We start from the raw sequence: 19,941 nt of genomic DNA on the forward strand, positions 1-19,941 counted from the left end.
GACTCAGCCGTCGCCGAGACGGCCCGCCGAGTGCACGCCCGGCTGGTACTTGGGCACCCGGGCGGTGATTTTCATGCCCGCGCCCGGGGCGGTCTCGATGACGAGGCCGTAGGAGTCCCCGTACACCTGGCGGAGCCGGTCGTCGACGTTGGACAGTCCGATGCCGCCCGAGGGGCTGACCTCGCCGGCGAGGATACGGCGGAGCAGGACCGGGTCCATTCCGGCGCCGTCGTCCTCGATGACGACGAGGGCTTCGGCGCCGGCGTCCTGAGCGGTGATCTGGAGGTGGCACTTGTCCGCCTTGCCCTCCAGTCCGTGCTTGATGGCGTTCTCGACCAGCGGCTGCAGGCACAGGAACGGCAGCGCCACCGGCAGCACCTCGGGGGCGATCTGGAGGGTGACGGCGAGACGGTCGCCGAAGCGTGCCCGCACGAGCGCCAAGTAGTGGTCGATGGCGTGGAGTTCGTCGGCGAGGGTGGTGAAGTCGCCGTGTCTGCGGAACGAGTAGCGGGTGAAGTCGGCGAACTCCAGGAGCAGTTCGCGGGCGCGCTCGGGGTCGGTGCGGACGAACGAGGCGATCACCGCGAGCGAGTTGAAGATGAAGTGCGGGGAGATCTGGGCCCGAAGTGCCTTGATCTCGGCCTCGATCAGCCGGGTGCGGGACTGGTCCAGGTCGGCCAGCTCCAGTTGGACACTGACCCAGCGGGCGACCTCTCCGGCGGCACGGACCAGGACGGCCGACTCACGGGGCGCGCAGGCGACCAGGGCTCCGTGGACCCGGTCGTCGACGGTGAGCGGGGCGACGACCGCCCAGCGGACCGGGCAGTCCGGGGTGTCGCAGGTGAGCGGGAAGGCCTCGCCGCGGCCGGTCTCCAGCGGTCCGGCGAGGCGCTCCATGATCTCGGCGCGATGGTGGCCGCCCACACCGTCCCAGACCAGGACCTGCTTCTGGTCGGTGAGGCAGAGCGCGTCGGTGCCGAGCAGGGAACGCAGTCGCCGGGCCGACTTGCGCGCGGTCTCCTCCGTCAGGCCTGCCCGCAGCGGGGGCGCGGCCAGGGAGGCGGTGTGCAGGGTTTCGAAGGTGGCGTGTTCGACGGGGGTGCCGAGGCCGCCCAGGTTCTGCGGGCGGGCCGTACGCCGGCCGAGCCAGAAGCCGGCGGCCAGCAGCGGGAGGATCGCCACGCACAGGCCCGCGATGAATCCGCTCACGCCTTCACCTCCGCCCGCAGTTCCTCCGGCAGATGGAAGCGGGCCAGGATCGCCGCCGTGCCCGCCGGCACCCGGCTCGCGGTGGCCAGGGACACCAGCACCATGGTGAGGAAGCCGAGCGGTACCGACCACAGTGCGGGCCAGGCGAGCAGGGCGTGGAGGGGGCCGGTGGCCGGGAAACCGGCCATGGTCGCGGCCACGGCGACGAACGCGGAACCGCCGCCGACGAGCATGCCCGCGGCGGCGCCGGGCGGGGTCAGCCGCCACCACCAGATGCCGAGCACGAGCAGCGGGCAGAAGGAGGAGGCGGACACCGCGAAGGCGAGGCCCACGGCGTCGGCGACCGGCAGACCGCCGACCAGGACGCTCGCGGCGAGCGGCGCGCACATCGCGAGGGCGGTGCCGAGTCTGAAGTGCCGTACGCCGCGCGTCGGCAGGACGTCCTGGGTGAGCACTCCCGCCACCGCCATGGTCAGTCCGGAGGCCGTGGACAGGAACGCGGCGAAGGCGCCGCCCGCCACCAGCGCGCCCAGCAGGTCGCCGCCGAGACCGCCGATCATCCGCTCGGGGAGCAGCAGGACGGCCGCGTCGGCGTCACCGGTGAGGGTGAGTTCGGGGGTGTAGAGGCGGCCGAGGGCGCCGTAGACGGGTGGCAGGAGGTAGAAGCAGCCGATCAGGCCGAGGACGGCGACCGTGGTGCGGCGGGCGGCGACGCCGTGCGGGCTGGTATAGAAGCGGACGACGACGTGCGGCAGGCCCATGGTGCCGAGGAAGGTGGCGAGGATCAGTCCGTACGTGGCGTACAGGGGCCGTTCCTCGCGGCCCGCGGCCAGGGAGGTCGACATGCCGTCGCTGGTGCCGCGGTCGGCGGCGGGGACGGTGGTGCCCTTGGCGAAGGTGAGGCGGGTGCCCTTGGCGATGTGGTGGGTCCCGGCGGGGAGCCGGAGCTTCTGGTCCTCGTGCGGGCGGCCGTCGACCGTGCCGCTGACCGTGACGGCCAGGGGGCTCTCCAGCTTCAGGTCGAGGCTGGAGTCGACGCGTACGACGCGTTGTTCGCGGAAGGTGGCCGGTTCGTCGAAGGCGTGGCTGGGGGCGCCGTCGCCCTGCCAGGCGAGGATCAGGAAGAGGGCGGGGACCAGGAGGGCGGTGAGTTTGAGCCAGTACTGGAAGGCCTGCACGAAGGTGATGCTGCGCATGCCGCCCGCGGCGACGGTGGCGACCACGACCACCGCGACGATCACTCCGCCGAGCCACTGAGGTGCCCCGGTCAGCACGGTCAACGTCAGTCCGGCGCCCTGCAGTTGGGGGAGCAGGTAGAGCCATCCGACGCCGACGACGAAGGCTCCGGCGAGCCGGCGCACGGCCTGGGAGGCGAGCCGGGCCTCGGCGAAGTCGGGGAGGGTGTAGGCGCCGGAACGGCGCAGCGGGGCGGCCACGAACAGGAGCAGGACGAGGTAGCCCGCCGTGTATCCGACCGGGTACCAGAGCATGTCCGGGCCCTGGACGAGGACCAGGCCCGCGATGCCCAGGAAGGAGGCGGCGGAGAGGTACTCGCCGCTGATGGCGGCCGCGTTGAGGCGGGGGCCGACGGTGCGGGAGGCGACGTAGAAGTCGGAGGTGGTGCGGGAGATGCGCAGGCCGAAGGCGCCGACGAGGATCGTGGTCACGACCACCAGGGCGACGGCGGGCACCGAGTAGCTGGGGTTCATCGGTCCTCGACCAGGCGCACGAAGTCCCGTTCGTTGCGTTCGGCGCGGCGCACGTACCAGCGGGCCAGCAGGACGAGGGGGGCGTAGAGGCAGAAGCCGAGGACGGCCCATTCGAGGCGGTGGGCGTCCGGCATCGCCGCGAAGAGCAGCGGCAGCGGGCCGATGAGCAGCCCCAGGAAGGCGAACACCGCGAGGCCGGCGCGCAGTTGGGTGCGCATCAGGGAACGGACGTAGGTGTGGCCGAGGGTGGTCTGTTCGTCGATCTCGGTGCGCGGCCGGTAGTAGCCGGAGGCGGGCCGGCTGCGGCGGGGCGGGCCGGTGACGACGACGCGCCGCTCGACGGGGTCCTGGTGCGGCACGGTCAGGGCCTCCTCATCAGCAGGTCCCGCAGCTCGCGTGTGTGGCGGCGGCTGACCTGGAGTTCCACGCCGCCGACGAGGACGCTCACGGTACCCGCGTCCAGGCGGAGTTCGCCGATGTGGCGCAGGGCGACCAGGTGGCGGCGGTGGATGCGGACGAAGCCGCGGTAGCGCCAGCGCTCCTCCAGGGTGGACAGCGGGATGCGTACGAGGTGGCTGCCCCGGTCGGTGTGCAGCCGGGCGTAGTCGCCGTGGGCCTCGACGTGGGTGATGTCGTCGACGGTGACGAACCGGGTCACCCCGCCGAGTTCGACGGGTATGTGGTCGGGGTCGGGTTCGTGCACGGGGATGCGGGGCGCGCTGCCGAGGCGTTCGGCGGCGCGGCGGACGGCCTCCGCGAGGCGTTCCTTGCGGACCGGTTTGAGGACGTAGTCGACGGCCTTGAGGTCGAAGGCCTGGACGGCGAAGCCCTCGTGGGCGGTGACGAACACGACGAGCGGCGGCTTGGCGAAACCGGTCAGCAGCCGGGCGAGGTCGAGGCCGTCGAGACCGGGCATGTTGATGTCGAGGAAGACCACGTCGATCGCCTCGGGCCCGTGCGGTCCCGACTCCAGCGCGCGGTTGATGCGGCGCAGCGCCTCGGTGGCGTCACCGGCGCCCTCCACGCTGCCGATCCGGGGGTCGGTGCTGAGGAGGTAGAGCAGTTCCTCCAGCGAGGGGCGTTCGTCGTCGACAGCCAGGGCGCGCAGCATGAACCCGGAGTGTAGGAGTAATTCGTACGACTGGACATGTGCGGAGGTGCGGACGTCCCCGCTGGATACAGTGCCGGCATGAACAGCAGGCCCACGCCGTTCGACGAGCTCGACCGGAAGATCGTCACCGCGCTGATGGCGAACGCCAGAACCAGTTTCGCGGAGATCGGCGCCGCGATCGGACTGTCCGCCACGGCGGTGAAGCGGCGGGTGGACCGGATGCGGGACACCGGGGTGATCACCGGGTTCACGGCCACGGTGGAGCCGTGGGCGCTGGGCTGGCGCACCGAGGCGTACGTCGAGGTGTACTGCGAGGGCGCGGCGCCGCCGCGGCGGCTCGCCGAGGTGGTGCGCAACCATCCGGAGATCACCGCCGCGATGACGGTGACCGGGGGCGCGGACGCGCTGCTGCATGTGCGGGCGCGGGACGTGGAGCACTTCGAAGAGGTGCTGGAACGCATCCGGGTCGAGCCGTTCATCCGGAAGACGATCAGCGTGATGGTGCTGTCCCATCTGCTCCCGGAAAGCCCCGAGGCGGGCGCAAGTCAGCCCGCACCTGACGCGTAGTCGGTAAACGCAGCACTCCTGCGTTTTGTGGGCCGAACACGCAGCATTCCTGCGCAGACACGCAAGTCATGTTGCTTGTCGTGCATGCCGGTCACTTCCTACCTTGGTGTCAACCCTCAAGTGACACCGCAGGAAGCGGAGGAACCCCTCTGTGTCCGACTCCCGTGTGCAGCGCCAACGGCGTTTCCTGGTCTGTGAACCCAGACACTTCGCCGTGCAGTACGCGATCAACCCGTGGATGCATCCCGACACCCACGTCGACGTGGATCTCGCCCACGAGCAGTGGCAGACACTGATCCGTGCCTACGAGAACCACGGTCACACCATCGATGCCGTGGAGCCGGTTCCCGGTCTCCCGGACATGGTCTTCGCCGCGAACTCGGCGGTCGTCGTCGGCGGCCGCGTCTTCGGCTCCCTCTTCCACGCGCCCGAGCGGCGCCCCGAGTCCACGCACTACGACCTGTGGTTCAAGACGGCGGGCTACGACGTCCACCGTCCCGTGGCGGTCTGCGAGGGCGAGGGCGACCTCGTCTGGACGGGCCGGTACGTCCTGGCCGGAACGGGGTTCCGGACGACCCGGGAGGCACACCGCGAGGTACAGGAGTTCTTCGGCCACCCGGTGATCAGCCTGACCCTGGTGGACCCGCACTTCTACCACCTGGACACCGCGCTGTTCGTCATCGACGACTCCGCCGAGGGCAACAACATCGTGTACTACCCGGAGGCCTTCTCGCCGGGCAGTCGCGAGGTGCTCGCACGGCTGTACCCGGACGCGGTGCTCGCGACCCGTGACGACGCGATGGCGTTCGGCCTGAACTCCGTCTCCGACGGCCGGCACGTCTTCATCGCCCCGCAGGCCGAGGCGCTCGCCGTACGCCTCGACGACCACGGCTATGTCCCCGTCCCCGTCGACCTCTCCGAGCTCCACAAGGCCGGCGGCGGCATCAAGTGCTGCACCCAGGAGATCCGCTCATGACCGCACCCGTAAGCACGCGTTCCTCCGCCGATCTCATCAGTGCCGAGGAGCCGGTCCTCGCGCACAACTACCACCCGCTGCCCGTGGTCGTCGCCCGTGCCGAGGGCACCTGGGTCGAGGACGTGGAGGGCCGCCGGTACCTCGACATGCTGGCCGGGTACTCCGCCCTGAACTTCGGCCACCGCCACCCGGCCCTGATCGAGGCGGCCCACCAGCAGCTGGACCGCCTGACACTGACCTCCCGCGCCTTCCACAACGACCGGCTCGCCGAGTTCGCCGAGCGCCTGGCCCGGCTGACGGGCCTGGACATGGTGCTGCCGATGAACACCGGCGCGGAGGCGGTGGAGAGCGCCATCAAGGTGGCCCGCAAGTGGGCGTACGAGGTGAAGGGCGTCCCCGCCGACCGGGCCACGATCGTGGTGGCGGCGGACAACTTCCACGGCCGTACGACGACGATCGTGTCGTTCTCCACGGACGAGACGGCGAGGGCGGGCTTCGGCCCCTTCACGCCGGGCTTCCGGATCGTGCCGTACAACGACCTCGCGGCGCTGGAGGCGGCGGTCGACGAGACGACGGCCGCGGTGCTCCTTGAGCCGATCCAGGGCGAGGCGGGCGTGGTCATCCCGGACGACGGCTACCTGCCCGGCGTACGGGAGCTGACCCGCCGCAAGGGTTGTCTCTTCATCGCGGACGAGATCCAGTCGGGCCTCGGCCGCACGGGTCGCACGCTGGCCGTCGAGCACGAAGGGGTCGTCCCCGACGTCCTGCTCCTGGGCAAGGCGCTGGGCGGCGGCATCGTCCCGGTCTCCGCGGTGGTCGCGGGCCGTGACGTCCTCGGCGTACTGCGTCCGGGCGAACACGGCTCGACGTTCGGCGGCAACCCGCTGGCGGCGGCGGTGGGCACGGCGGTGGTCGAGCTGCTGGAGACGGGCGAGTTCCAGCGCAGGGCGGCCGAGCTGGGCTCGGTCCTGCGGGACGGCCTGGCCGACCTGGTCGGCAGGGGTGTCGTCGGCTTCCGGGCGAGGGGCCTGTGGGCGGGCGTCGACATCGACCCGGCGATCGGCACGGGCCGCGAGGTGAGCAAGCTGTTGATGGGCGAGGGAATCCTGGTCAAGGACACCCACGGCTCGACGATCAGGCTGGCGCCTCCGCTGACGATCACGGCGGAGGAACTGGTGTCGGCGCTCGGAGTCCTTGAGAAGGTTCTGCGGCGGTAGCGCACGCTGCCGGGCGACCCGGGCGCCCCTCCCCGTGCGCGCACTCCCGACGTACCGGGTGAAGATGATGCGAAGAGGTGATAGACCACTCTCAGCGACAGAGAGGTCGTCCGTGGGCGCACAGGAAGAGCACGACACCGCCCGGCACCGGTTCGACGTGGCCGATGCCGCACCCCTGCTGCTCGACGCCCACGGGACGGTGACGGGGTGGACCAGGGACGCCGAACGGCTGCTGGACTACCCCGCCTCCGAGGCCGTCGGACAGAACGTCGCGGACCTGCTCACCCCCGAGGACGCCCGCCGGCTGCCGGAGATCACCGCGCGGTGCCGGAGCGACGGCAGCTGGGCGGGGCTGCTGACCGCCCTCGACAGACGTGGCGGGCCGGTCCGGGTCATGGTGCGGATCACGGTGGCCGACGACTGCGACGGCTCCGCCCGCTGGCTGGTGCTCCTGTCCGAGATGGCTCAGGCTCCCGGCTGGGACATGAGCCGTCCGGTGCTGGAACAGATGGTCAGCCGCTCGCCGATCGGCATCGCGATCGTGGACACGGACCTGCGCTGTGTGTGGTCCAACCCGGCCCTGGAGAAGTTCGGCAGCGCCCCGGCCCCGCAGCGGCTGGGACTGCGGTTCGCGGAGATCCAGCCGGGGCTGGACGCAGAGGCGATCGAGGCGCAGATGAGGCGCGTGCTGGAGACCGGTGAGCCGATCGTGGAGTACGAACACGTCGGGCGGGTCCGTTCCGCGCCGCACCGGGAGACCGCGCACACGATGTCGTTCACCCGGATCGACGACGACCGGGGCCATCCGATGGGTGTGTACTACACCGTCGTCGACATCACCGAGCGTCACCGGGCCCGTCAGCGCCTCGCCCTGCTCGACCGGGCCGGCGAGTACATCGGGCGCAGCCTGGACATCCGACGGACCGCGCAGGAGCTGGCCGACGTGGCCGTACCGGCGCTGGCCGACTACGTCACCGTGGACCTGCTGGAGTCGGTGCTGCGGGGAGCGGAACCCACCGCGCAGGTGCCGCTGCTGCGGGCCGGACAGCAGTCGGTGAACGAGGGTGTCCCGGAGGCCGTCGTGGAGGTCGGTGAGGTCGCCGCCTACCGGCCCGGCTCGCCCCCGCTGCGCGCTCTGGCCTCGGGCACGCCCTGGCGGGAGGGGCGCCTGGATCCACTGGCCGCGGAGTGGGCCACCGACATTCCCGGCGGGCGGCAGGCCACCTTCCTGGAGCTGGGCCTGCACAGCGTGATGATCGTGCCGATGCGCGCCCGGGGCGTCACGCTCGGCGTCACCACGTTCTTCCGCCGGCACCGTCAGGAACCCTTCGACGAGGACGACCTGAACCTCGCCGAGGACCTCGTCTCGCGGGCGGCCGTCTGTGTGGACAACGCCCGGCGCTACACCCGTGAGCGGGAGGCCGCGCTCGTCCTCCAGCGCAGCCTGCTCCCCCACCGGCTGCCCGAGCAGGACGCCGTGGAGGTGACCGCCTGCTACCGGCCCGCCGACGAGCTGACCGGCCTCGGCGGTGACTGGTACGACCTGATCCCGCTCTCCGGCGCGCGGGTCGCCCTGGTGGTGGGCGAGGTGCCCGGGCACGGCATCGGTGCCGCCGCCGCGATGGGCCGGCTGCGGACCGCCGTACGGACGCTTGCGGCCCTGGAGCTGCCGCCCGAGGAGGTGCTGGGGCATCTCGACGACCTGGTCGCCCGGGCGGCGCGTGAGGAGGGCCCGGACCCGGCGGGCTCGGCGGAGTCCGGCGAGGACACCGACAGCGCGCAGGCGGTGGGCTCCGGCTGTGTCTACGTCGTCTACGACCCGGTCGACGGACAGTGCGCGATGGCCTCCGCCGGGCATCCCGCGCCCGCCGTGATCCTGCCCGACGGCACGGTCGCCTTCGTGGACCTCCCGCAGGGCCCGGCACTCGGTGTCGGCGGCCCGCCCTTCGAGTCGGTCGAGCTCGCCCTGGCGGCCGGCAGCACGCTCGCGCTGCACACCGACGGTCTGCTCGCCCGCGGCGAGGAGTGGACCGCGGACACCGGCCGGGACCGGCTGCGCGAGGCACTGGAGCGCCCCGCGCCCTCGCTCGACCTGCGCTGCCGGGCCGTCGTCGACGCGCTGTCGCCGGACCGGCCGCACGACGATGTGGCGCTGCTGATGGCCCGCACCCGGCTGCTGGGACCGGGGCAGGTCGCGGACTGGGACGTACCCGTCGATCCGTCCCTGGTCGCCGAGGCCCGCAAGACGGCGTCGCGACAGCTGACGGAGTGGGGCCTGGAGGAGTTCGCGTTCACGACGGAGCTGATCGTCAGCGAACTGGTCACCAACGCCATCCGGCACGCAGTCGGCCCGGTCAGGCTCCGGCTGATCCGGGAGCGAACGCTGGTCTGCGAGGTGTTCGACAGCGGCGCCACGGCTCCCCATCTGCGTCACCCGCGCACCACCGACGAGGGCGGCCGGGGGCTGCTGCTGGTCTCGCAGTTCGCGCAGCGCTGGGGCACCCGGTTCGTACCCGAGGGAAAGATCATCTGGGCCGAGCAGTCGCTCCAGGAGCCTACCGACTGACGGCCGGGGCCCGTAGGAGTACGCGCAGATCGCCCCCGCAACCCCCTCATACCATGGGAAACTGGTGTGATCCCGGCGGTGAGGCGGCAGCCATGTCCGACAGATCCATCGACACCGACTATGCGGCCGTGTTCCAGGCCCTGCCGGGCATGGTCGCGCTGCTCACTCCCGACCTGGTGTACGCGGACGTCAACGAGGAGTTCCTGCGCATGGCCGGGCGCCGCCGCGAAGAGGTCGTGGGCCGCTATCTCTTCGACGTCTTCCCGGACAACCCGAACGACCCCGCCGCGTCCGGCATGCGCAATCTGGCCGCCTCCCTGCGCCGGGTCCTTCAGACCGGGGAGCGCGACTCCATGGCCCTGCAGCGGTACGACGTCGAGGTGCCCGGTCGGCCGGGGGCATGGGAGGAGCGCTACTGGAGCCCGTGCAACGCGCCCCTTTTCGGCCCGGACGGCAAGGTGAAGCTGCTGGTGCACCGGGTCGAGGAGGTCACCGAACTGATCCGGGCGCGCGGCGGGCCGGACGGCGACCGGTCCCGGGTCCTGGAGGCCGAGCTGTACACCCGCGCCCGTGAGCTCCAGGAGCTCAACGAGAGGCTGCGCAAGGCCCACGCCCACGACCGCGAGGTCGCGCTGACCCTGCAGGAGGCCATGCTGCCCGCGTGCCGGCAGACGGTGCACCGGGCCGCCGTCCGGTACCGGCCCGCGGTCGGCGCGCTGAACGTGTGCGGCGACTGGTACGACGTGGTCGACCTGGTCGGCGGACACCGCGTCGGCGTCTCGGTCGGCGACGTGGTGGGCCACGGGCTCGCCGCCGCCGGGGTGATGGGCCAGCTGCGCAGCGCCCTGAGCGCCGCCTCCCGGGTGGCCGAGGGCCCGGCGCAGGCTCTGGACGTGCTGGGCCGGTACGCCCATGTGGTCGACGGAGCCGAGTCGGCGACCGCGGTGACCACCTTCATCGACCTCGACCACCAGACCATCACCTACAGCAGCGCCGGGCATCCGCCGCCGATGCTGGTGCACCCCGACGGCCGGGTGGAGTGCCTGGACAAGGCGACCGACCCGCCGCTGGACGCCCACCCCGACCCCGTCGCCCGGCCGCAGGCCTCGACCACCTTCAGCAGCGGCGCGACGCTCGCCCTGTACACCGACGGCCTGGTGGAGCGGCGGCACGAGGACATCGACAAGGGCCTCGCCCGGCTCGCCGACTCTCTCGCCCGGCATCGCGGGGACGACCCCGAGACCCTCGCCGACGCGGTCCTGCTGGAGCTCCTCCCGCCCGGCGGTGCCACCGACGACACGGCGCTCGTCATCGTGCGGCTGTGAACGCGACGGAATGCCGTCGTGGAGCAGACGCGGCCGGCGGGAACCGGCCCGGACCGGCGGTCGGCGCTGTTTCGGCTCCTGCCCCCTGCGCCTACACTGACAGCCCCGTCTCACGCCGGTTGACCAGCCAGAACGCGGAGTTGAGCCGTCCGCCCGACCGAGGAGCGCCCCCTCTTGTTCTACTACCTGCTCAAATACGTACTGTTGGGGCCGTTGCTGAGACTGCTCTTCCGGCCTCGAATAGAAGGCCTGGAGCACATCCCGGACTCGGGTGCGGCCATCGTGGCCGGCAACCACCTGTCCTTCGCCGACCACTTTCTGATGCCCGCGGTCCTCAAGCGGCGCATCACCTTCCTGGCGAAGGCCGAGTACTTCACCGGCCCCGGCGTCAAGGGCCGGTTGACCGCCTTCTTCTTCCGCAGCGCCGGGCAGATCCCGGTCGACCGCTCCGGCAAGGAGGCGGGTCAGGCCGCCATCCGTGAGGGCCTCGGCGTGCTGAGCAAGGACGAACTGCTCGGCATCTATCCGGAGGGCACCCGCTCCCACGACGGCCGTCTCTACAAGGGCAAGGTCGGCGTCGCGGTGATGGCGCTCAAGGCTCAGGTCCCGGTCATCCCCTGCGCGATGATCGGCACCTTCGAGGCGCAGCCCCCGGGCAAGGTCATCCCGAACGTCCACCCCGTGGTGATCCGCTTCGGCAAGCCCCTCGACTTCTCCCGCTACGAGGGCATGGAGAACGAGAAGGCGATCCTGCGGGCCATCACCGACGAGATCATGTACGCCATCCTGAAGCTGTCCGGCCAGGAGTACGTCGACCAGTACGCGGCCGTGGTGAAGGCGGAGGAGGCCGCCGCGCGCTCGGCCAAGGAGAAGGAGCGCAAGTTCCCGCGGCTGCCGCTCGGTTGACGTCTGCCGTCGGCAGAGCGGCCTGTGCCGGGGAGCTTTCCGGCCGTAGCGTCGCCGTATGAGACGTGCTGTGGTGATCGGAGCGACCGGGCAGATCGGGCGGGTGGCCGTGGCGGCGCTGGCCGGGGACGGCTGGGAGGTGACGGCCGTCTCCCGGGGCGGCGGACGGGACGCGGACTGGCCCGCGGACGTGCGCACGGCGCGGGCCGACCGGGCGGACGACGCCGCTCTGGCCGCCGTGGTGGGCGACGACTGCGGGGTCCTGGTGGACATGGTCGCCTACGGGCCCGAGCACGCGCGGCAGTTGGTGTCGCTGGCCGGCCGTGTGGGCTCGGCCGTGGTGATCTCCAGCATCTCGGTGTACGAGGACGGCAGAGGCCGCACCTTCGACACCCAGGGCGAGCCGGACGGCTTCCCGGAGTACCCGGTGCCGTTGAGCGAGGCACAGCGGACGGTCCCGCCGGGCGAGACGTCGTACAGCACCCGCAAGGCGGGACTGGAGCGTGAACTCCTCGCTGCGGGCGACCGGTTGCCCACCACGCTGCTGCGGGCGGGCGCAGTCCACGGGCCGCACTGCCGGACACCGCGCGAGCTCTACTTCGTCAAGCGCAACCTCGACGCCCGCCCTCGGCGGGTGCTCCCCTTCGGCGGAAGGAGCCGCTTCCACCCCGCGAGCGTCCACAACATCGCGGAGCTGATCCGGCTGGCGGCGGCACGGCCCGGCAGCCGGGTCCTCAACGCCGTTGACCCGGACGCCCCCACGGTCGCGGAGATCGCCGGTGCGATCGACGCCGTCATGGGCGCCCGGACCGAGACGGTCCTGCTGGACGGGCCGCCTCCGTCACCGGTCGTGGGCGACACCCCGTGGTCGGTGCCCGCGCCGGTGGTCTGCGACATGTCCGCCGCGGAACGGGAGTTGGGCTATCGCCCGGTGGTGCGGTACGCGGACCGGCTGCCGGAGACCGTCGCCTGGATCGAGCGGCAACTGGAGGGACGGGACTGGCGGGAGGCGTACCCGAAGATGTTCCCGACGTACGGCGACCTCTTCGACTACGCGGCGGAGGACGAGTTCCTCGGGGCGTGAGGAAGGGGGCGGCCCGTGGCTCGGGCCGCCCCCTTCACCGTCGTACGGCGTGTGCGACTACGGCTTGGGCGTGGCGTGCGGGGTGCACGTCACGTCGGCCTTGTCCAGCGCGCCGGTGAGCAGGTACGCGTCCACCCGCGAGTTGATGCACGGGTTGACCAGGCCGGTCACACCGTGGGAGCCCGCGTCCTTCTCGGTGATCAGGCGGGAGCCCTTGAAGCGCTTGTGCAGTTCGACGGCGCCCGGGTACGGGGTGGCCGCGTCACGCTGGGACTGCACGATCAGCACACCGGGCAGGCCCTTGCCGGTACGGACCTCGACCGGGCTCTGCTGCTTGACCGGCCAGGTGGCGCAGGGCAGGTTCAGCCAGGCGTTGGCCCAGGTCATGAACGGGTACTGCTTGTTGAGCTCGGTGTTGTCGCGGTCCCACTTCTTCCAGCTGGTGGGCCACTTGGCGTCGGTGCACTCGACGGCCGTGTAGACGGCGTTGCCGTTCTCCGAGGCGATGTTGCCCGCGGTGTCCGACAGGTCCGGGGCGGCCGCGTCGACGAGCGCCTGTGTGTCACCGGCGACGTACTTGCTGAACACGGTCGCGACCGGCACCCACGAGGAGTCGTAGTACGGGGCGCTCTGGAAGAAGCCGATCAGCTCGGCCGGGCCGACGACCCCGCCGATGGGGTTCTTCTTGGCGGTGGCGCGCAGTTCGAGCCACTTGGCCTGGACCGCGGCGCGGGTGGTGCCGAGGTGGAAGGCGGTGTCGTTGGCGGCGACCCAGTCCTCCCAGTCCTTCCAGCGGCCCTCGAAGGCGACGTCCTGGTCGAGGTTGGCCTCGTACCAGATGTTCTCCCGGGACGGGTTGACGACGCTGTCGACGACCATGCGGCGGACGTGGCCGGGGAACATGGTGCCGTAGACGGCGCCGATGTAGGTGCCGTAGGAGACGCCCAGGTAGTTGAGCGTCTTCTCGCCGAGCGCGGCACGGATGACGTCCAGGTCGCGCACGGTGTTGGGCGTGGTCATCTGCTGGAGCATCGCCTTGCCGGTGCGCTCCGCGCAGCCCTCGGCGTACTCACGGGCCAGCTTGCGCTGGGCGCGCTTGTCGGCCTCGGAATCCGGCACCGGGTCGGCCTTGGGCGCCTTCACGAACTCCTGCGGGTCCAGGCAGGAGATGGGCGCGGAGTGGCCGACGCCGCGCGGGTCGAAGCCCACGAAGTCGTACGCCTTGGCCGCGTTGGCCCAGATCGGGTTCTTGGTCGTGACGCGGAGCGGGAAGCGCATGCCGGAGGCGCCGGGGCCGCCCGGGTTGTAGACGAGGGCGCCCTGGCGCTCCGCCGCGGTGCCGGTGTTGCCGATGTGGTCGACGGCGAGCTTGATCTGCTTGCCGTTCGGCTTGGCGTAGTCCAGCGGCACGCTGACCCAGCCGCACTGCACGGGCTTCGCGAACCCCCAGTCTGCGGGGCAGTCCGCCCAGTCGATACCGGCCTTCGCGGCCCGGGCGGCGGCGATCGCGGCGCCGACCGTCTCGCGGTCCTGCCCGTGCCGGGTGGCATCGGCGTGCGTGTTGGCGCCGGCCGCGGGTATCGCGAGGGCACCGGATATGAGTGTGGCCGTGATGAGAACCCCGGCCGAACCGAGTGCGGTCGTCCGCCACTTCGGTCTCGTCTCCCTCAAGAGGGACCTCCCCGTACGTCGATTCGATTCGTACGGGGATCCTCGTGGCTGTGGAGACGTTGTGAACAGGGGATGCGTAGCTTCTTTGCCAATCCGATAAACGGAAGGATTCGTTCGCTGGGCGGACTAGAAGCTGAAGGCCGCCAGTGCCTCGTCCAGGACCCGGCGCAACAGCAGAGCATCCGGGGCGACGGCGGTCACGAGCGCGGCGGGGCCCGCCAACGGTACGAGGACGGCACCCTCGCCGAGCACCCGCGCGGTCACCGGCGCTTCGGCGAACTCAGGCCGTGCGACCAGGAGTTGGCCCACGGCTCGGTGCCCCGCGAGCACCGCGGGCCCGTCCCAGCCGCCCGGCGCCCCAGGTCCGCAGGCCAGTTCCTGGTCGAGCACGGTGCGCCCCGCGATCCGCAGGACGAGCCGGCTGCTCAACCGTCCGGGTTCCTCCCCCACCCGCCCGAGCACCTGCTCCTCACGCAGCACGAGGCGGCCGGTCCGAGCAAGGTCGACCCGGGTGGTGACGTACAGATCACTGCCGCCCACGGAGATCAACTGCTCGGGAAGCCAGTGCAGTTCGGCCTCGTCGGCGACCGTGAGACGTACGTCGTAGTGGGCCTCGCCCTTGGTCTGTCCCGGCAGGGCGATGGTGGCGGCGGCCGATCCGACCCGCAGCCGGGCGCCTGTACCGACGCCGGCCTCCACGGTGAAGTGGTCGCCGCCGAGCGGTCCGCTCATCGCCCCGACGAGCACGACCCGCGCCTCGGACCCGCTCCCACGGGTCCGCCGCAGTGCCAGCGGCCCGTCGCTCTCCAGCACGGGCAGGGCCGTACCGCCGCGTCCGTCGTCCCGCGCGACCATCCGCGCGGTGGCCCGCACCCCCGTCGCGGCCGCGGCCCCGGTCACGCCGTCCACGCGGCGAGCTGCGCCCGCACCCAGGCGGCGACGTCCGCGACGCCGGTCCCGCCCCTGAGCGACTGGAAGACGACCGGCAGTTCGGCACGCTGGGCCTTGGCGTCGGCGGCCATCCGCGCGAGGTCGGACCCGACGTACGGCGCGAGGTCGGTCTTGTTGACGATGAGCAGGTCGGCGGTGGTGACACCGGGACCGCCCTTGCGCGGGATGTCGTCGCCCCCGGCAACGTCGATCACGAAGATCTGGGCGTCGACCAGCCCCTTGGAGAAGGTGGCGGTGAGATTGTCGCCCCCGCTCTCGACGAGGATGAGATCCAGGGGCCCCACCTCGTCCTCCAGGTCCTCGACGGCTTCGAGGTTGGCGGAGATGTCGTCCCGGATCGCGGTGTGCGGACAGGCTCCCGTCTCCACGGCGGTGATCCGCTCGGGTGGCAGCACGGCCTCCCTGAGCAGGAACTCGGCGTCCTCCCGGGTGTAGATGTCGTTGGTGACGACGGCGAGGGACAGTTCGTCGCGCAGGGCCCGGCAGAGGGCGGCGACGGTGGCGGTCTTGCCGGAGCCGACGGGTCCGCCGAGACCGATGCGCAGGGCCCGGTGAGTGCCGTCGGCCCGATGAGCGTCAGCGCTTACTGCGGCGGGGCCGTCGTGGTGATGGTCCAGATGCATGTACGGCTCCTCGGCCGAGGGGGGTTCGTGGTCAGGTGCAGGTGCGTGGGGGCCGGTCAACCCAGCCCCTCCGGCGTTTGAGGAGCGGGGTCCGGGGCGGAGCCCCGTGGCGGGGCCGAAGGGGCGGCAGCCCCTGGGGACGGGACGGGTGGGCGCGGCGGGGGCGAAGGAAGCTCACGACGCGAACAGCCGTACCGGCCATGCCGCATGCGCCTCCGCCCCGATCTCCAGCAGGGGCGCGGAAGCCGAAGGCAACGCATCGACGCCCGCGCCGGCGACGGCCCGCCGGGCCGCCTCCACCGCCCGATCCGCGACGAGGTCCAGCTCCGGCGCCAGCCGCGCCAGCGCTCCCGTCGCGTCGAACGGGTCGAGGCTCAGCAACCGCACCGCCGCGGACGCGGGCCCGCTCACGCTCTCGTACGCCGCGCAGTGGGCCGCGTCCAGGGCCTCCAGTCCCGCCGCCCGCGCAGCGAGTCCCAGCACGACCGGCTGATGGGCGCCCTTGGGGAACTCCCGGGCCACCGCGTCGAGTTCGTCCGAGGGCCAGGTCGCCCGAGCGGCCCTCATCAGCTGCCGGCCCAGCTTTCGCGCGGCGACCCGCAGGGCGGGCGACGGCGTGCGGGCGTCCGCGGCCGCGTCCAGCTCCGCGGGAGGGAACCCCAGCACGGCCGCGGCGGCGAACGCGGCCGACACCAGGCCCGCCGTGTGCAGCCGCCCCCGGCAGAAGGACTCCAGACTCGCCGCCCCGGTGATCCGCCCCGCCTTGACCGCCGCCTCGGCCCCGCCGGAGTGCGCGTGCCCTCCGGCGGGAAACCGGCCGTCGGCCAGGACGAGAAGTGCGGCCCGTGACATCACAACCACGCCATCAGAAGAGGAAGTAACGCTGGGCCAGGGGCAGTTCGGCCGCCGGGGTGGCTTCCACCAGTTCACCGTCGATGTGCACGGCGAAGCTGTCGGGGTCGACCCGCACGTCGGGCCGCGCGTCGTTCTCCCGCATGTCGGCCTTGGTGACCCCGCGCGTCGACTCGATCGCGACGAATCGTTTACCCAGCTGAAGCCGCTCGGGCAGCCCGTCGTCGATGGCCAGGGGCGCCACGAAGTTGAAGGAGTTCGAGGCGGGGGCCCGTCCGATCGCCCCGAACATCGGCCGCGGAAGGATCGGCTGCGGTGTCGGGATGGACGCGTTGGCGTCGCCCATCTGCGCGTACGCGATCTGCCCGCCCTTGATGACGAGATGCGGCTTCACCCCGAAGAAGGCGGGCTGCCACAGCACGAGGTCCGCGAGCTTGCCGGTCTCGACGGAGCCGACCTCGTGGGAGAGTCCCTGGGCGATGGCGGGGTTGATCGTGTACTTGGCGACATAGCGCCGTACCCGATGGTTGTCCGCCCGCCCGTCACCCGGCAGCGCACCCCGGCGCCGCTTCATGACGTGGGCGGTCTGCCAGGTCCGCATGATGACCTCGCCGACGCGTCCCATGGCCTGGGCGTCGGAGGAGATGATCGAGATGGCTCCGAGGTCGTGCAGGATGTCCTCGGCGCCGATCGTGGTGGGCCGGATGCGGGACTCGGCGAAGGCGAGGTCCTCCGGCACCGCGGAGTTGAGATGGTGGCACACCATCAGCATGTCGAGGTGTTCCTCGGCGGTGTTGACGGTGTAGGGGCGGGTCGGGTTGGTCGAGCTGGGCAGCACGTGCGGCTGCGAGACCACGGTCATGATGTCCGGCGCGTGCCCGCCGCCCGCACCCTCGGTGTGGTAGGCGTGGATGCCCCGCCCGGCGATCGCGGCGAGGGTGTCGCCGACGAACCCGGCCTCGTTGAGGGTGTCCGTGTGGATGGCGACCTGGACGCCGGTCCGCTCGGCGACGGTCAGCGAGGCGTCGATGACCGCGGGGGTCGAGCCCCAGTCCTCGTGCAGTTTCAGGCCGAGCGCGCCGCCGCGGATCTGCGACAGCATCGCCTCGTGGGAGACGGTGTTGCCCTTGCCGAGGAAGCCGATGTTGAGTGGGTACGCCTCCATCGCCTCCATCATCCGGGCGAGGTGCCAGGGGCCGGGCGTGACGGTGGTGGCCTTCGAGCCCTCCGCCGGTCCGGTGCCGCCGCCGACGATCGTGGTCACCCCGGACGCCAGCGCCTCGTCGGCGATCTGCGGGCAGATGAAGTGGACGTGCGCGTCGACGGCGCCCGCGGTCAGGATCCGCCCGTTGCCCGCGATGATCTCGGTCTCGGGGCCGATCACGAGGTCGGGGTGGACACCGTCCATGGTGTCGGGGTTGCCCGCCTTGCCGATGCCGGTGATCCGGCCGTCGCGGATGCCGACGTCGGCCTTGACGATGCCCCAGTGGTCGACGATGACCGCGCCCGTGATGACGGTGTCCGGGGTGCCTTCGGCGCGTGTGGCGCGCGACTGGCCCATCGACTCGCGGATGACCTTGCCGCCGCCGAAGACGGCCTCGTCACCGGCGAGCCCGGGGCCGCCGGATCTGTCCTCCTCGACCTCGACGATCAGGTCCGTGTCGGCGAGCCGGATGCGGTCGCCGGTGGTGGGGCCGAACAGGTCGGCGTACGCGGCGCGGGAGATCTCAGGCATCGAGGGCACCTCCGGTCTCCCCGCGCAGACCCGGCACCACGCGGGCGCCGGTGAGCGGGACGAGTTCCACCTCGACCGGGATACCGGGCTCGAAGCGCACGGCGGTGCCGGCGGCGATGTTCAGCCGCCTGCCGTGCGCCGCGGCACGGTCGAACTCCAGGCCGGGGTTGGTCTCGGCGAAGTGGTAGTGGGAGCCGACCTGGACGGGCCGGTCGGCGGCGTTGAGGACGGTCAGCCGGGTGACCTCGCGGCCCTCGTTGTAGGCGATCGGCCCGTCGGCGAAGAAGATCTCTCCGGGAATCATCGACGGCCCCCTCAGACGATCGGGTCGTGGACGGTGACGAGCTTCGTGCCGTCCGGGAAGGTCGCCTCGACCTGGACGTCGTGGATCATCTCGGGGATGCCCTCCATGACGTCGTCCCGGGTGAGCAGCTCCCGCCCGGAGACCATGAGTTCGGCGACGGTACGGCCGTCACGCGCCCCTTCGAGGATGTGCGACGTGATGAGGGCGACCGCCTCGGGGTGGTTGAGCCTGAGCCCGCGGGCCCTGCGCTTCTCCGCCACGTCGGCCGCCACATGGATGAGCAGCCTCTCTTGCTCGTGCGGGGTCAGTTGCACGTCCCACCTCACAGTCCTCGCTACGGACCGTGCGGGGTCCGGTTGCCGCAGCCCCGGGGCAAACTCCCTGGTGGCGTGGATCCGCAGGCTAGTTGGATCCGGTTTCAGGCAAGTTAACCAAGTCATGATCCCGCACGCTCATCAACGCCCGTAGACCGTCGCCCAGGATCTCGGCGGGCGTCGGCCCGAACAGCGCCTGCTGCGCGAGGAAACCCATCGCGGTCGCCATCATCGTGCGGGCCACGTGTTCCGGGGGGACGTCCGCCCGCATCACCCCGGCGTCCTGGTACGCCCGGGTGATCCGCGTCCAGGTCTCACGGACGGCGCCGTAGCCCTCGCGCAGGAGGGCCGCGAGCTCGTCGTTGCGGAGGGTCTCGGTCCACACCTGGACGACCAGCCGGGGGAACGCCGGCCGGCCGTCCACGGTCAGGGACTCCTTGGCGGCGAGGACACGGGTGAGCACCGACGCCACCAGGACGTCCGGGGACGGCGGCGGGCTGCTGCGGGCCGCCTCCTCGAAACCCTCGTGGACCTGGCCCAGCACTTCCCCCACGATCGCGCCGATCAGCTCCTCCTTGCCGCTGAAGTAGCGGTACACCGCCCCGGCCGACAGGTCGGCCTCCTTCAGCACGTCCTGCATCGACGTGGCGTGGAAACCGTTGCGGGCGAAGCAGATCGAGGCGCCGTCGAGGATCTGACGGCGGCGGGCGTCGAGGTGTGCCTGGGATACGCGGGCCATGTTCCACAACATAAAACGAACATTCCTTCTTGACAAGGCGAGCCAACAGCGGGACGGTGATGACGAACCTAAAACGAACGAT

At 71.6% G+C, this 19,941-nt stretch carries 19 protein-coding genes; 7 read left to right on the forward strand and 12 right to left on the reverse strand.

The window, feature by feature from the left end:
- Window positions 1-3 precede the first annotated feature (3 nt).
- Genes OHT57_RS08035 through OHT57_RS08050 form a run of 4 tightly spaced genes read right to left on the reverse strand, consistent with a single transcriptional unit; the run spans window position 4 to window position 4,029 of the window.
- A complete protein-coding gene (locus OHT57_RS08035) occupies window positions 4-1,209 on the reverse strand; it encodes a sensor histidine kinase (protein WP_328745365.1) in 1,206 nt (401 codons plus the stop codon).
- Window positions 1,206-2,918, reverse strand: coding sequence for a sodium/solute symporter (locus tag OHT57_RS08040; RefSeq protein ID WP_328745366.1), 1,713 nt, complete (start codon window positions 2,916-2,918; stop codon window positions 1,206-1,208). Before OHT57_RS08040 ends, OHT57_RS08035 begins: the two co-directional genes overlap by 4 nt.
- Window positions 2,915-3,283, reverse strand: a complete 369-nt coding sequence (locus OHT57_RS08045) for a hypothetical protein (RefSeq protein ID WP_443053603.1) — start codon at window positions 3,281-3,283, stop codon at window positions 2,915-2,917. The genes OHT57_RS08040 and OHT57_RS08045 overlap by 4 nt, the downstream gene beginning before the upstream one ends.
- Window positions 3,280-4,029: a LytR/AlgR family response regulator transcription factor gene (locus OHT57_RS08050; RefSeq protein ID WP_328745368.1), complete on the reverse strand. Its 750-nt coding sequence runs from the start codon at window positions 4,027-4,029 to the stop codon at window positions 3,280-3,282. The genes OHT57_RS08045 and OHT57_RS08050 overlap by 4 nt, the downstream gene beginning before the upstream one ends.
- Window positions 4,030-4,107: 78 nt before the next feature.
- Here OHT57_RS08050 and OHT57_RS08055 point away from each other — a divergent pair, with 78 nt between their 5' ends.
- From OHT57_RS08055 to OHT57_RS08085, 7 genes are all read left to right on the forward strand, one after another.
- Window positions 4,108-4,596 (forward strand): Lrp/AsnC family transcriptional regulator, encoded by a 489-nt coding sequence (locus OHT57_RS08055; protein WP_328745369.1) that lies wholly within the window; start codon window positions 4,108-4,110, stop codon window positions 4,594-4,596.
- A gap of 151 nt (window positions 4,597-4,747) precedes the next feature.
- The gene (gene ddaH, locus OHT57_RS08060; protein ID WP_328745370.1) at window positions 4,748-5,572 is read left to right on the forward strand and encodes a dimethylargininase; all 825 of its coding nucleotides are present in this window, start codon (window positions 4,748-4,750) and stop codon (window positions 5,570-5,572) included.
- Window positions 5,569-6,789 carry an ornithine--oxo-acid transaminase gene (rocD, locus tag OHT57_RS08065; RefSeq protein WP_328745371.1) on the forward strand — a complete coding sequence of 407 codons (1,221 nt, stop codon included), beginning with the start codon at window positions 5,569-5,571 and terminating at the stop codon, window positions 6,787-6,789. The genes ddaH and rocD overlap by 4 nt, the downstream gene beginning before the upstream one ends.
- A 112-nt stretch (window positions 6,790-6,901) precedes the next feature.
- Entirely contained in the window at window positions 6,902-9,355 is a 2,454-nt protein-coding gene (locus tag OHT57_RS08070) for a SpoIIE family protein phosphatase (RefSeq protein ID WP_328745372.1), read from the forward strand.
- Window positions 9,356-9,447: 92 nt separating this feature from the next.
- Window positions 9,448-10,680 (forward strand): PP2C family protein-serine/threonine phosphatase, encoded by a 1,233-nt coding sequence (locus OHT57_RS08075; protein WP_328745373.1) that lies wholly within the window; start codon window positions 9,448-9,450, stop codon window positions 10,678-10,680.
- A gap of 174 nt (window positions 10,681-10,854) precedes the next feature.
- Window positions 10,855-11,586 (forward strand): lysophospholipid acyltransferase family protein, encoded by a 732-nt coding sequence (locus tag OHT57_RS08080; protein ID WP_328745374.1) that lies wholly within the window; start codon window positions 10,855-10,857, stop codon window positions 11,584-11,586.
- Between the two features lie 70 nt (window positions 11,587-11,656).
- Window positions 11,657-12,670, forward strand: a complete 1,014-nt coding sequence (locus tag OHT57_RS08085; RefSeq protein ID WP_328753146.1) for an NAD-dependent epimerase/dehydratase family protein — start codon at window positions 11,657-11,659, stop codon at window positions 12,668-12,670.
- 57 nt (window positions 12,671-12,727) lie between these two features.
- Here the strand turns inward: OHT57_RS08085 and OHT57_RS08090 are convergent, their stop codons facing one another.
- The 8 genes from OHT57_RS08090 to OHT57_RS08125 form a co-directional block, all read right to left on the reverse strand.
- A complete protein-coding gene (locus OHT57_RS08090) occupies window positions 12,728-14,341 on the reverse strand; it encodes an alpha/beta hydrolase (RefSeq protein ID WP_328745375.1) in 1,614 nt (537 codons plus the stop codon).
- A gap of 126 nt (window positions 14,342-14,467) precedes the next feature.
- Window positions 14,468-15,196, reverse strand: coding sequence for an urease accessory protein UreD (locus OHT57_RS08095; RefSeq protein ID WP_328753147.1), 729 nt, complete (start codon window positions 15,194-15,196; stop codon window positions 14,468-14,470).
- Between the two features lie 41 nt (window positions 15,197-15,237).
- The gene (ureG, locus tag OHT57_RS08100; protein WP_328745376.1) at window positions 15,238-15,915 is read right to left on the reverse strand and encodes an urease accessory protein UreG; all 678 of its coding nucleotides are present in this window, start codon (window positions 15,913-15,915) and stop codon (window positions 15,238-15,240) included.
- 174 nt (window positions 15,916-16,089) lie between these two features.
- Complete coding sequence (locus OHT57_RS08105) at window positions 16,090-16,767, reverse strand: urease accessory protein UreF (RefSeq protein WP_328745377.1); 678 nt, start codon at window positions 16,765-16,767, stop codon at window positions 16,090-16,092.
- A 13-nt stretch (window positions 16,768-16,780) separates the two neighbouring features.
- A complete protein-coding gene (locus tag OHT57_RS08110) occupies window positions 16,781-18,502 on the reverse strand; it encodes an urease subunit alpha (protein WP_328745378.1) in 1,722 nt (573 codons plus the stop codon).
- Window positions 18,495-18,806: an urease subunit beta gene (locus tag OHT57_RS08115; RefSeq protein ID WP_328745379.1), complete on the reverse strand. Its 312-nt coding sequence runs from the start codon at window positions 18,804-18,806 to the stop codon at window positions 18,495-18,497. The genes OHT57_RS08110 and OHT57_RS08115 overlap by 8 nt, the downstream gene beginning before the upstream one ends.
- Window positions 18,807-18,817: 11 nt before the next feature.
- Entirely contained in the window at window positions 18,818-19,120 is a 303-nt protein-coding gene (locus tag OHT57_RS08120; RefSeq protein WP_328745380.1) for an urease subunit gamma, read from the reverse strand.
- 88 nt (window positions 19,121-19,208) lie between these two features.
- Entirely contained in the window at window positions 19,209-19,859 is a 651-nt protein-coding gene (locus OHT57_RS08125; protein ID WP_328745381.1) for a TetR/AcrR family transcriptional regulator, read from the reverse strand.
- Window positions 19,860-19,941: the final 82 nt, after the last annotated feature.

It is taken from the genome of Streptomyces sp. NBC_00285 (assembly GCF_036174265.1).
GTDB lineage: Bacteria > Actinomycetota > Actinomycetes > Streptomycetales > Streptomycetaceae > Streptomyces.